Genomic DNA, 12,780 nt, shown 5'->3' with positions numbered 1-12,780 from the left:
AACGGACGAAGGATGGATGATTCAGGAAACATGACGCCGCTTCACTTCGCAGGCGTCAGCGTCCACTTGCCAAAAAAACAAGAATTGGCAAGCGTCAAAGATCACCAGGCGTTTCGTTGCCACCGCGGGTTCCATACGCTTGATAAGCCATGCGATCGACCGATTCCGAAATGAACCGCACCGATCCGTCGGCCAACCCAAATTCGGCGCCGCCAGGATGATAGCTGCGACTGTAGATCACCATGTTGTCCAAGCCAGACCCATTACAGGGCGCCCGCATAAAGTTGCGACAACTGCTAGAGCGATCGCCTACCAGCGTGTTCGGCGGCTCCAACGTACTGAAAGATCCGCTCGCGCGACGCCCGAAGTAATACGACCCGCGCAGATCTTGATTGGTCGAGTTACGTGGAGCGACGTCGGGCACGACTAAGATCTCTCCCATTAGCAGCGTGTTGGTGGTGCCATCGGTAACGTCGGCCAAATCGGTCCGCGAGTTCGCATAGAAGATGCCGTTGCGATTCCGCATGTTGGCGTCGGTGGTCGGGGTGAAAACTTCCGATCCGCTACAACTGACATAGTTGCCGGCAAAACCAAAATTACCTGACCAGACGGACGGTTCGATATTGGTGATCTTCCGACCGTTCGGATCGCTCGGGCAGGTCAAACCGTCGATCACCGTAAATCGCCCCGGCGCCGTGGCAGGGTTGCCGCCGCCATCCAAGTGCGATTTCATGCCGTCGTAGAGCGCCGCCTGTTCGATAAACGGCAAAATCATGAGCATCCATGTCGGCGGATTGCCGTCAAAGCTGCCGGTGCCGCGACCGCCGTCAAAGTTAACGAGTCCGACAACGCCAGGGGTGAAACGCCCGAACGTATCGTGATAGTTATGCATCACAATTCCCAACTGTTTTAAATTGTTGGAACATTGCATCCGTCGAGCCGCTTCCCGCGCTTGCTGAACCGCCGGCAGCAACAAAGCGATTAAGACGCCGATGATCGCGATCACCACTAATAACTCAACGAGCGTAAACCCATTTCGGGAGCAACGATTTGATTTGCACACGGATAAACCCCAATAGAATAGGAATAAGAATGAAAAATCCCCCCTCTAAGCAGAAGGAATCTCTAATCTATCCGTCCAGAATTATTTCGCAATAGAAGCTAGATTTTTTTCGCACCCCCCGAAAGCCAGCAACTTTCGTTTGCTTCGGCATCCGTGGTGAACCAGCCCCGTTAAAGGCATTTTTCGCCAAATTTCCGCAGAACTATCTCACCTTATGCCCCTTCTCGGAAATGCGGCTGCGTGAGCCTGCCATTTCCCAAACCAGAAGCACCGCCATGAGTGAATACGTTGATTTCACAATCGCTTCGTTGGATCGATTCACCGCAATGAAACGGGTGTTCGATGTGTTCAAGCACGACAAGGACGCCGAAGACTGGCGGCCGAATGAAGAGTTGCTTGAGTTCTTTGACGAAGAGTCACTGGCCAAATTCTACTGGCCACCTGACGACTTGAGGCAAAAGCGAACTGAAGATTTACGAACTCGCCCTGTTGCAATCATACCAACGGATCAGGCAACCGAGCTTCAATGGGACTTCGATTCACTCATCGATGCATTTGTGAACGGCGAATACAATCTCATCCGTTGCGAACTCGTTCGCGGTAACCACGCACGACTTTCTTTCTATGCACTTGCCTACCCATACGGTGGCGTCGGTTGCATGGTCGCACTCATCGAGGCGTTCGACGGCGTTGTGACGGGCATCGAAGATGGCGCCGGTTTTGTCGAGTTTCCAAGATCATGACAATTCCCACAGAGCGTTATCGAAATCAGAAAGAGAAATGGCCGTCGTCTGGCAAGCATCTTCTGGCATGCTTTGATGACGAAACAATCTTGGTGTACCAAGCTTACTCCCCATCAATTGGCCTGTTCGCTGCTCGCAACGGGTACTTTGGCGGCGATTTCAGCTACAACCGAATGAGTTGGATCAAACCGAACTTTCTTTGGATGATGTATCGGAGCAATTGGGGGCAGTCTTCCGGGCAGGAAATAATTTTGGCTATTCGACTTCGCCGAACCTTCTTTGACTCGATTCTTGAAAAAGCCGTACCCTCTACATTCAATCCAGAACAATTCTCAAGTCAGGATGAGTGGAAGTCTGCCGTATCTCAATCGGAAGTACGACTGCAATGGGACCCAGATCACCTTCCGAATGGAGCTAAGGATGAACGAAGAGCGATTCAACTTGGATTACGTGGGTCCACACTTGAAGACTATGGAAAAGAAGAGATTGTCGAAATTATGGACATGAGCGAATTCGTCGTAGCCCAACGTGAAAACGCAATCGGCGAGCGAATCGAGGAACTCATCACACCACTTGAACGTCCCTATCTTCCAAGCAAACGAATATCCTCACGTATTGGAATTGAGTCGATATAGCTTTTGTCGCCAGGTCATGTGGGTCGTGTTAGTCTTAAAGGTAACTGAGTGCGGCAGACGCAGTCTCGGACGCGATCCTGGAGATCCCAAACGGACCTCAAGCCCCCAAGAACATCCAAAATGAAGACGCTGACTAAAGAACTGTGGATGGATATTCCGCAGCGGCGGCAGATCGTTTCGATTCATTCCGAAGTCGAGGACCTGGTTACTCAGAGCGGGGTTCAAGATGGACTTGTTCTTGTAAACGCAATGCACATTACGGCAAGCGTTTTCATCAATGACGACGAGAGCGGCCTGCACGCCGACTATGAGCGCTGGCTCGAAGAACTGGTCCCTTTCAACCCCGGCGGCGATCCGAAGCAAGGCGGCTATCTCCACAATCGGACCGGCGAAGACAACGCCGACGCGCATCACAAACGCCAGATCATGGGACGCGAGGTCGTTGTGGCGATCACAGGGGGCAAGCTCCATCTGGGGCCTTGGGAGCATATTTTTTATTACGAGTTTGACGGGAAGCGGCGGAAGCGGATTTTGATCAAGGTGATTGGGGAGTAACGACAAACCGAGACGAAATTTGCCTCCATTCGCAACGCTCATCGAGCCATTGCGGCGCAAGGAAGGCCTCCTGCCTTACCCCGTTTTCAGGGGCTTTCACGTTGCCAACGTAAGACCGCTAGCAGCCGAGATCTTGATCGGCAGCGAATTGGGCTACGCCTCCATCGCCTGAGATCAATACTCCTTGATATAAAACAACTTCCGGCCAGACGGACCGCTCCGTCCGTGAAACATCTCCAATGGCGTGGTTCTTGTCACCCGTAGTGGTAATTCGCGAGCTACAATTCTCAGTTCAGATCCTTGAGAGATCGCGAGAAATCGCCCTTGAGCTGGTGAAAAGAGAAGTTAGAGGCGGAAAAAACCTCGTAGCCAAAAAAGTCAACCCCTCCGCTTCGGTTCTGGATAAAAACCAATCGAGCCATTTTCGGCCATGCAAAGGATTGCTTATGTAATTACATTGGGTATTGTAGTTGCATTGGACATTGTGGACACATTGGGAAATGTGGATTTAGTGGGCACTTCGACGTCCATGCAATTGTTCGATAATGTTCAAACGCTCTGATGCCATGAGGGTAACAGATGAAGAAAACCGAGACCCTCCTTGATTCCTTGCGTGCCCATGTGGAATCGCAGGGGGACAAGACCGCATTTACCTTTCTGAAATCGGATGAAGAGCAAATCTCGGTCAATTACCGAGACCTTGATTCACGTGCCCGGGAAATCGCTCACCGCTTGCTGCAGGTAGTTGAACCGGGCGACCGAGCGTTGTTGATGTATCCCGCCGGTCTTGATTTCATTGAAGCGTTCCTGGGGTGTCTGTACGCCGGGATCGTTGCGGTTCCCGCCTATCCCCCCAAGAAGAATCGCAACGCCGAACGGATCCTCACCATCGCCGAGGATTGTTCGCCCCGTTTGCTCCTCTGCGCTTCCGAGACCAAGCGGAATGTCGAAGGCGAAATTGCTCGTGCGATGCCGAGATCGACGGTCCTTGCTACCAATGAACGGAGCGCTGCGAGCGGCGGATCGCTGCCGCAACTCCACAGCGATCAATTGGCGTTCCTGCAATACACGTCAGGTTCGACCGCTGTTCCTAAGGGCGTGATGGTGACTCATGGAAACATGGTCGCCAACGAGCAACTGATCCAGCAGTATTTCCAATTCACCCAAGAGTCGACGGTCGTTTCTTGGTTGCCGATGTTCCACGATATGGGACTCATCGGCGGCATTCTTGCGCCGCTGTTTGTCGGGTTCCCATCCGTGTTGATGGCGCCCAACACCTTCCTGCGCGAACCGATCAAGTGGCTGCAAACCGTGACGGACTTCGGCGCGACAGCGACCGGCGCTCCCAATTTCGCCTTCGATCTATGTGCGAAAAAAATCACGCCCCAGCAAAAGACAAAGCTCGATTTCTCGTCGTTGACGATCGCCTTCAACGGCTCCGAACCGGTTCGCGCTGAGACCGTGCAGCGATTCAGCGAAGCGTTCGCCGATTGCGGCTTCCGTCCCGAGGCCTTCTTCCCTTGCTACGGCATGGCCGAGACGACGCTGCTTGTTTCTGGTGGACCACCGCTCGCGAACACCGATATTGTCACCGTTGACGCCGCACAGCTTGTCCAACATCAGATCGTCGACTCGGATCAAGGTCGACCGCTCGTCAGTTGCGGCCAGGTCGGACCTGATCTCGAAGTTCGGATTGTCGATCCCGAGACCTTCATCCAGCGCAGCCCCCATGAAGTTGGAGAAATCTGGCTCAACGGCGACAGCGTCGCTCAAGGATACTGGCATCGGACCAACGAGACCGTCGAAGCGTTCCAAGCCCAGCTCGAGGGAGACGATCGCAATTGGCTCCGTACCGGCGACTATGGGTTTCTCCGAGACGGACAGTTGTATGTGACGGGTCGCTTGAAAGATCTGATCATCATTCGTGGACGAAACATCTATCCGCAAGACATTGAGGAACTGGTCGAGCAACACTTCGAAGTGATCGAACCGAACAGTTGCGCCGCATTTTCCGTCGAGAGCAATGGGGAAGAAAAACTGCTGGTGATCGCCGAAGGAACCCGCGAGATGGTTCGCTGGTCCAACAACGGCGGCGGCAACGGCGAGTTGGTGGATCTTCACCACAAGATCGACACGCTCCGCTCGGCGATCCTCAATCAGTTTGAAGTGGCGCTGACCGATTTGATGTTCGTGCGTCCCGCGACCTTTCCGACCACTTCTAGCGGAAAAGTACAGCGGCAACTGGCCAAAAAACGCTTCGAGAGCGGCGATTTTGAAATCGTCTTTGAATCGGCGGTCCGCACGCCGGAGACGGTCGAAACTTCTCCCTCCGGTTCGGCGGAACTGACCACGATCATTTGCGACATCTTGCAAGAATGGGCGCGCGACGAAGAGCAACAACTCCCACCGCTGGATGGACACACGACGTTCACTTCGCTCGGCGTTGACTCGCTGGCGGCCGCCGACATCGGCGCTCGGCTAGAGAAAAAACTTGGCTTCAGCGTTGAAGCTGACACGCTCTACCAGCAACATACGATCGATGAGCTAAGTCAATTCCTTGGTCGCCGCGTGCCGACCAATTCGTTGGCCGGCGGCAACGGTCATGCCGCGCTGACTCAGGCCGACTATCTCGGCTTCTTCCAAGAAGGCCTCCAGCGCTTCCACCAATTTCGGGATGCTGGGCACGACTATTTCGGCACCGTGATCGAAAGACAAGAAGGAAGCTATGCCTGGGTCGGCGGCCAGAAGATGCTAATGATGGCGTCGTACAGTTATCTCGGCCTGATCAATCGGCCCGAGATCAACCAGGCTGCCGAAGAAGCGATCGCCCTGTATGGGACAGGCGCCCACGGCGTGCGCCTGCTGGCCGGCACCTTTGACGCGCATCGACAGCTTGAGCAGGAGATTGCCGAATTTTTCCATTCCGACGATGCGATCGTCTATAGCAGCGGATTCATGACGAATCTGGCGACGGTCGCCGCTCTGGTCGGCAAAGGGGATTTCGTCATCGGCGACGAGTTGAACCATGCGAGCATCGTCGACGGCTGCCAGTTCTCGGCGGCGACCTTCCTGATGTTCTCGCACAACAACATGGAAGAGCTGGAAGAGATTCTCAAAGAACACCGTGGACGACGCATGCTTGTCATCGTCGACGCCGTCTATTCGATGGAAGGCGATATCGCTCCCCTCCCGCGCATCATCCAACTATGTCGCGAGTACGGCGCGTTGTTAATGGTCGATGAAGCGCACAGCTTGGGCGTGATCGGCAAAACCGGCAAGGGAATTCAAGAACACTTCGACCTGCCGGACGACGCGATCGACATCAAGATGGGCACGCTTTCCAAATCGATCGCCAGCTGCGGCGGCTTCATCGCCGCTCGCCAAGAGATCATCGATTTTCTCAAGCACACCGCACGAGGCTTCATCTTCTCGGCGGCATTGCCGGCGGCCCAAGTCGGCGCGGCTCGTAAGTGCTTCGAGATCATTCAACGTGAGCCTCATTTGGCCGATCGGCTGCGAAGGCTGTGCGACCAATTTGTGAGCGGGCTGCGGCAACTCGGCTTTGAAGTGCCGCCAACCGAATCGGCGGTCGTTCCGATCATCTTCTCGACCGAAAAAGAAACGTTGGAAGCCGTCGGTTTCTGTCGCGATCAGGGGCTCTTTGTCGTTCCGGTCTTCTACCCAGCCGTGCCGATGGACAAGCCGAGAATCCGCGCGACCGTGACTGCGTCGTTAACCGAGGATGAAATCGACAGTGCGTTGAGCGTCTTCCAAGCATTGTCAACGATGCAATCTCAAAGTCGCATGGAGCGAGCGTTGGAAGCGAAAGGAATGGAGAAGAGAACCATTACCGTTTCTCGTACTTCCTCCTCATTCTCGGCGCCGTGATCGAATTTCGGAGAGCGGTGCGAATTTTTCGCATCACTGGATAAGGACAATGCGCGGCTTACTTCAAGCAACCTTAGAGAAAGCTTCCTAATAGCCGCTTGAGCAACTCGATTTGCGATCTCCCACTTCTACCCGCCTACCATCCGGCGGGCCCGTCACGCGAAACGTATAAAGCAGCGCCGGCAGCAGCAACAGATCGCAAACGAGTGCGATGAGCAGTGAGAGAATCAAGACCAGCGAAAAACGCGACATCACCAACAACGTCTGATTTAAGAAGGCGGCGAGTCCCACCGTCGCGATCAACGTTGTCGCCAACATGGCGCGTGAACATTGCGCATAGGCGATTCGGATTGCGCTGCTAGTGATTCTCGACGATCCCTCTTCGCGTAGCGCGATTTCTTTGGCCCGCATCATAAAATGGGTCGTATCGTCGACCGCAATTCCCAGCGCGATGCAACCGGCGATGGCAATGCCGATATCGATCGGTTGCCCCCACAGTCCGATCGCTCCGTACAAACAGATCGCCGGAAAACAGTTGGGGATCATCGACAGCAGGCCCAACGGAACCGACCAAAGCGCCAGCATCATCAACGGGCAGATGACGGCGAAAGCCAGCAGATAGTTGAAAAAGAGATCGGCCATCAACTTGTTTTGCGCGACATGGTACAGCAGGCCAACGCCGGTCTGTTGAATCTGGATCTCGTCGGGCGAATACCGTTTCGCCAGTTCTTGCTTGGCGACGATCGCCACCGAATCTCGCAACTGCTCAAAATCGACGCTTTTCGAAAAGGGAAAGCGCAGACTGATTCGCCAAGTTTCGATCGCTTCGCCAGAGGGCGTCGACTGAAGCGACAAATAAGAAGTCTCGGTCAATTGCTCGCGTAAGCCTGCCAGCTTTTTGCGGTACAAGACGCGCTGGCTCACGCCGGCGATCCCGCGCTTCTCCGATTCCGGCGGCAACCAGGCAGTCGCAGACAAGGTTGCGTCGACTTCCGCGGTTTCTTCCAGAACCGTTTGCAGTTGGCGAATCGCGGCCGCTCGATCCGCCAACTGAGCCGGATCAGCGGCGACAAATTCGACCAGCAGTTCGGTTTGGTCGATCGGACCGATCTTCGCCTCAAAGCGGGCGACGTCGCGAATCGTCGCGATCTCAGATCCGAACATCTCTTCGACCTCGAGCCCGCTTTGGAGCATCGGCAAGCCGCAGGCCGTCACCACAAGCGCTACGACGAACCAGCCAAAGACAAAACGTGGATGCGCCGCTGTCCAGTCATGTAACGGAGCCAGTGACGCGCCAGCACGCCCGGTCTCGATTTTTCCTGCGATCAACTGCAACGCCCAAGGTGCGAACGCTAATTGCCAAAAGACCGAATTCACCACGCCAGCTGCGCAAAAAAATCCAAATTCGCGGATCGCCTGATATTCACTATGACTGAGCGACAACATGCTGACCGCCGTGGTCAATGCGGAAAAGAGACAAGGCTTCCAACCAAGCCGCAGCGCCGTTGCGGCGATCTGAGAATGATCGGCGCCGCGGGCATAATTGATCAGATGCAACGTACCGGAAACCGACAGGATAAACGTGAGCGCAGGGATCGCCGAAGTCAGGCCGCCCCATTTGTAACCGCTCAAGGTCACTATTGCGATGCTCATGCCGCTGGCGACGCCGCTGGTGAGGAAGACCACCAGAACCAGCCGCAGGTCTCGGAGAAAGAACCACGCCACAATTGTCGCCAACAGGCAACACGGCAGCAGCGCGTTGGTCAAATTCTGGCGGATCAGCTTATCCCCTTCCGCTGAAATCGCCGGATAGCCGACGATCAGCAATCCCGCTTGATCGGCGCCGACACTGTCGCGCACGGCCGTTTCGACAAACTCCATCGAATCCAATCGATTCGTCATGCCTGATTTAGTCAGAATGATCGCAATACAGGTCTGGTCGTTCTCACCAAAGAAGAACCCGCGAAACCGCTCGATAATCGCCCCCTGCGTCTCATAGCCTGCACTGTTGTTCTCCAGCAAGTTGGCGCCTGAGATCGTCTTTGCGACGAGCCCGCTGACATCGTCTCGCTGCAACCGATCTTCGACCAACTGTCGGCGCGGGTCGTCGGCCGTACAGTCGTCCCAAGTCACCAGCAGAAAATCATCGACGCCGAACCGCGACACTAGCGACTCATAAAGGTCGCGCTCGTCCGAATGGTCGGGGAGCCATTGCATCACATCTTCGATGTTCGTATCGATCTTCAAAATGCCGAGGATGCAGATCGATGCGCCGATGAGAAACTGAAAAAGCACCACCGCGACGATGGTCTTCCTTCGCATGCTGGCGTTTTCGTAAGGCATGTGCGTGCTGCTGGAGAGTCGTTTCTAGTCGACACCCCTAGAAGAGGCTTCACGTTTGTAGCATTTCCCCTGGGCTGCGACAAATCGATCTCAAGCAATGACCAAGTACTCCGCTAGACAACCGAGAAAGCTGTGCGCGAGAATGGAGCAGCCGTCGAAGAATATGGCGCCGAGACGCAGGCGAGCGCCAATTTCGCGAATCGCCGCCAAGATGGCCGAATCGATTGCCTCGATATGTTTTGATATTCCTGCGAACAAGGATTGGAAAACCGATCACGATGCCCTACCCATGCCCCGCTTGCGGTTTTGAAGTTTTTGACGATCCAACCGGCAGCTACGAGATTTGCCCAGTCTGCGGCTGGGAAGATGACCCGGTGCAGTTGCGGTTTCCCCAATTGCCGTACGGATCGAACGAGGGCTCGCTTTGGCTCTGGCAAGAAGCGGTGCTGAAAAAGTTTCCCCTTGACCAACAAATGGTCGAAACCTATCGCCGCTGCGCTGATTGGCGACCGTTGACCGCCGCAGATTGCGCCACGACCGAACCGCAGCCAACCAACGGATCCGAGTATTTAGACTTTGCCGGGCAAGACGCGCCGCCGTACTACTGGCGCGCTTAAGAAACGCGAGCTAGCGCTCTACTCTGCGAAGAAAAGAAAAACAGCCAAACGGCAAACATACCTGCTAATCGCTTGGCTGTGATATTTCAACGATCGACTTTACGACTCACTCGATTCTACGCCTGGGAAGAGCGACTCCAATCGCCGCTCCAGCTCTTCGCCGCGAGCTTGTGTCGTGATGACATTCCCATCGGCGTCGATCAAGATCATGCAAGGAACAGCGCTAATGCCGTACTGTTTGGCGACTGGGTGCTTCCATCCTTGCTTCTCTTCGTCCCCTTCTTCGTGCAGGATGATCCAAGGAATTTCGTTCTTGTCCAAAAAATGCTGGAGATGTTCACGATTCTCATCAATGCTCACGCCGACAATTTCGAAGCCATGCGATTGGTACTTTGCATAGTGGTCCTTCATTTTTGGAAATTCGGCGATACATGGTCCGCACCAAGTCGCCCAAAAGTCGACCAAAATGACTTTGCCTTTCAGTTGCTTCACATCAAACGATTTGCCTTCCATCGTGGTCCCCGTCAATTCCATCGACATGCCGGGTAAGCTCAAACGCTTCGCAGTCAATTGAAACTTCTTGCCCCCCTTCTCTAAGGCAGGGTCGTCGGCCGAGAGAAAATGCTCGGCAAGTTTCTGGTGCGCCTTGGCGGCCGGACCATACTCTGTCGCCGGCTCGATGAAGGCCGCGCAGTTCACGGCGAATTGCAGCAATTTTTTCGTCGGCGCTTGCCCCAGCACATAGGCGATCGCTGCGTCGATTCGCTTCACCTGCAGGGCAGGCTCCAGTGTCGAGACGCCGTCTAATGAAAACATAATCGCATACTCTTCGCCCAAGGTCCTGAGTCGCGGTTCGTCCGAAGCGGCTAACCCCTGGAGGGCCGCTTCTAATTCGACGGATCTTTCCGCTTCGCCGGCTTTCATCAGCAGCTTCAGCAGCTTTAGCTGAAGCGCCGCCGCTTGCAGTCGATCATCAACAGACAGGTCCTCTTCCAATAATGGTTTCATCGCTTCGACGCCGACGGCGAGGTTCTTACGAAGCGACGCCTGTTTTTCTTCGAGGGTCGCACCTTCGTATTTGAAAGCCGCTCCTTGAATCTTCCAAAGTCGGTTGGCGATGCTGACAGCTTCCACTGGTTCAGACTTTTCCGTCTCATTTGCGAATGAGATAGGGGGCTGGCCCCAATTCAGCACAACCATGCACAGGACCATCAGCCCAAATCGAACTCGGTACTTTTTCATTTTTCAATCAATCGAGGATTATTGGACAAAAACCCCGGCCCTTAGTTGCTGGGAAGACCGGGAGTAAAAAACTCATTGTTCAAAGGCGTGGGCAAGATCTTGACATTAGAAAGGGTGATCGGCGGCAGCGTGTTTCGCCCGGGCTTAATTTGGATTTCAGTCACGGGATTGTCCGGATTCGCGAACTTGCCATCGAGACGATCAACGGGGTAAAGTCTCGTCCCTTGCGGCCAGGTTAGCGTCACTACGTAGCTGCTTGCGGGCGCGCCATCGCCTAACCCATAGGTTGAAAGCTCATAGGATCCATCTTCTTTGACCAGTCCCCAGCTCTTCGAATCCCGCATATCGAGCTTTTCTCCGGTGGGGTAAAGCATCAACACCGCGTCTTGGGGTGAGATGTCGTTGATCGTGATCGTGCCGGTGACAGGATAGGTCCGCGCCTGCCAACTAGAGTCGCGATTGCAGCCGATCACGACCAACAAACTCATCACGATCCCAGCAAAACGCCGGTTGATATTCATGTGGCTGAGATTCATTGAAAGGCCCCCACTACGTCGCCATCGGTCGGATTCGTTAATTTTTCCATCGTTGCAGCGTCAATATTCTCGCGAATGAAATGAACAGACCCGTCTCCCAATAGTGAGTTCATCCCGCCGGTATGAAACGAGTAAGCGTTCCCATAGAAGTTGGTGTTATTCATGACGTTGCCGGTGCTGATCACTGTCGGATAAGTATCCGCCGGAGTCATCGCGTTCAGCACATAAGTCTGAGCTTGAAGTCGCAGGCCGTTTGAATATCCCGTCCATGGCACCGAGAAGACGCTGACAGCGTCGCCCCAGACGATGCCTGTGCCTGCGACGTTTTCTTCAAAGCTTGAGGACATCTGCGTGTTGTTGAAGTAGATGTGCGCTCGCCCCGCGGCTTCATACATAAAGAGAGTGTTGGTCAGCCCATCTGTTATCTTGCTGAATGGGCTATAGCGAGCGAATGTTCCCGAATATCCCAATGTCGAATTTAGAACATAACTGTAGTCGGAAGTTTGAAAGCCCAAGCCCTTGGACGACGTCAACGGCTCGCCTCCTTGCGGAGTCGACGCACAGATGTAGGCGTCTGGCATTTTGTTATTGAGATCAAGGTTTTCGGTATCGTTGTACGGCTTAGTATGATCGTAAAGGTCTTCCGCGTTTCCGGCTTCTAGAAAGGGCAAGATTGAAATATTGGGACTGCAGTTGGTCGAGATGCTTCCGTTCGGCAATGCGCCGTAGGTATCGTGATAGTTATGCAGGGCCAGCCCCTGTTGCTTCATATTATTCGTACAGCTCATTCGGCGAGCCGCTTCTCTCGCCTGTTGTACTGCGGGAAGCAAAAGCCCTATGAGAACTCCGATGATCGCAATCACGACCAATAGTTCGACCAATGTAAAACCACGCTTTTTCATCGATTCGTCACCCAAAAAGGAATACGGGATATTTGCTTGGTCAAAATTAGCAAACGCTATACCGATCTCTTTCGGGGATCCGACAGCAGCGGCGCCAAATAGACGCAATCCCTTGCATGAAAGCAGCTTACGGACATTCCAGCGACATGCCGCACCGTCTCCGGAACCCTCTCTCGCTTATCTATGAGACAGAAAATGCGCGAGAGAAAACCGTTCGCCGAGCAACCATGGAGAACCGGGCGAAAATTGCGCAAAA

The 12,780-nt window shown here is 54.2% G+C and carries 10 protein-coding genes; 5 read left to right on the top strand and 5 right to left on the bottom strand.

Going from position 1 to position 12,780, the window contains the following annotated elements; all coding sequences use genetic code 11:
- Positions 1-94 precede the first annotated feature (94 nt).
- Positions 95-1,063 (bottom strand): DUF1559 domain-containing protein, encoded by a 969-nt coding sequence (locus M4951_RS01510; protein ID WP_262024720.1) that lies wholly within the window; start codon positions 1,061-1,063, stop codon positions 95-97.
- A 275-nt stretch (positions 1,064-1,338) separates the two neighbouring features.
- Between M4951_RS01510 and M4951_RS01505 the strand changes: the two genes are divergently transcribed.
- The 4 genes from M4951_RS01505 to M4951_RS01490 all read left to right on the top strand — a co-directional run bounded on the left by M4951_RS01505 (position 1,339) and on the right by M4951_RS01490 (position 6,884).
- Complete coding sequence (locus M4951_RS01505; protein WP_262024719.1) at positions 1,339-1,806, top strand: hypothetical protein; 468 nt, start codon at positions 1,339-1,341, stop codon at positions 1,804-1,806.
- Positions 1,803-2,441, top strand: a complete 639-nt coding sequence (locus M4951_RS01500) for a DUF4291 domain-containing protein (protein WP_262024718.1) — start codon at positions 1,803-1,805, stop codon at positions 2,439-2,441. The genes M4951_RS01505 and M4951_RS01500 overlap by 4 nt, the downstream gene beginning before the upstream one ends.
- Before the next feature lie 120 nt (positions 2,442-2,561).
- Positions 2,562-2,996 carry a secondary thiamine-phosphate synthase enzyme YjbQ gene (locus M4951_RS01495; RefSeq protein WP_262024717.1) on the top strand — a complete coding sequence of 145 codons (435 nt, stop codon included), beginning with the start codon at positions 2,562-2,564 and terminating at the stop codon, positions 2,994-2,996.
- Positions 2,997-3,575: 579 nt separating this feature from the next.
- Entirely contained in the window at positions 3,576-6,884 is a 3,309-nt protein-coding gene (locus M4951_RS01490) for an aminotransferase class I/II-fold pyridoxal phosphate-dependent enzyme (protein ID WP_262024716.1), read from the top strand.
- A gap of 87 nt (positions 6,885-6,971) precedes the next feature.
- Here M4951_RS01490 and M4951_RS01485 read toward each other — a convergent pair whose 3' ends face one another.
- Complete coding sequence (locus M4951_RS01485; protein ID WP_262024715.1) at positions 6,972-9,227, bottom strand: efflux RND transporter permease subunit; 2,256 nt, start codon at positions 9,225-9,227, stop codon at positions 6,972-6,974.
- A 278-nt stretch (positions 9,228-9,505) separates the two neighbouring features.
- Here M4951_RS01485 and M4951_RS01480 point away from each other — a divergent pair, with 278 nt between their 5' ends.
- Positions 9,506-9,844: a CPCC family cysteine-rich protein gene (locus M4951_RS01480; RefSeq protein WP_262024714.1), complete on the top strand. Its 339-nt coding sequence runs from the start codon at positions 9,506-9,508 to the stop codon at positions 9,842-9,844.
- Between the two features lie 99 nt (positions 9,845-9,943).
- On the opposite strand, the gene M4951_RS01475 is transcribed toward M4951_RS01480, so the two are convergent.
- From M4951_RS01475 to M4951_RS01465, 3 genes are all read right to left on the bottom strand, one after another.
- The gene (locus M4951_RS01475; RefSeq protein ID WP_262024713.1) at positions 9,944-10,978 is read right to left on the bottom strand and encodes a TlpA family protein disulfide reductase; all 1,035 of its coding nucleotides are present in this window, start codon (positions 10,976-10,978) and stop codon (positions 9,944-9,946) included.
- A gap of 149 nt (positions 10,979-11,127) precedes the next feature.
- A complete protein-coding gene (locus tag M4951_RS01470) occupies positions 11,128-11,622 on the bottom strand; it encodes a hypothetical protein (protein ID WP_262024712.1) in 495 nt (164 codons plus the stop codon).
- Complete coding sequence (locus tag M4951_RS01465) at positions 11,619-12,524, bottom strand: DUF1559 domain-containing protein (RefSeq protein ID WP_262024711.1); 906 nt, start codon at positions 12,522-12,524, stop codon at positions 11,619-11,621. Before M4951_RS01465 ends, M4951_RS01470 begins: the two co-directional genes overlap by 4 nt.
- Positions 12,525-12,780 lie beyond the last annotated feature (256 nt).

It is taken from the genome of Blastopirellula sp. J2-11, from assembly GCF_024584705.1.
Lineage (GTDB): Bacteria > Planctomycetota > Planctomycetia > Pirellulales > Pirellulaceae > Blastopirellula.
The sequence above is the reverse complement of the archived record's forward strand: the minus strand, read 5'-3'. Positions and strand labels throughout refer to the sequence as shown.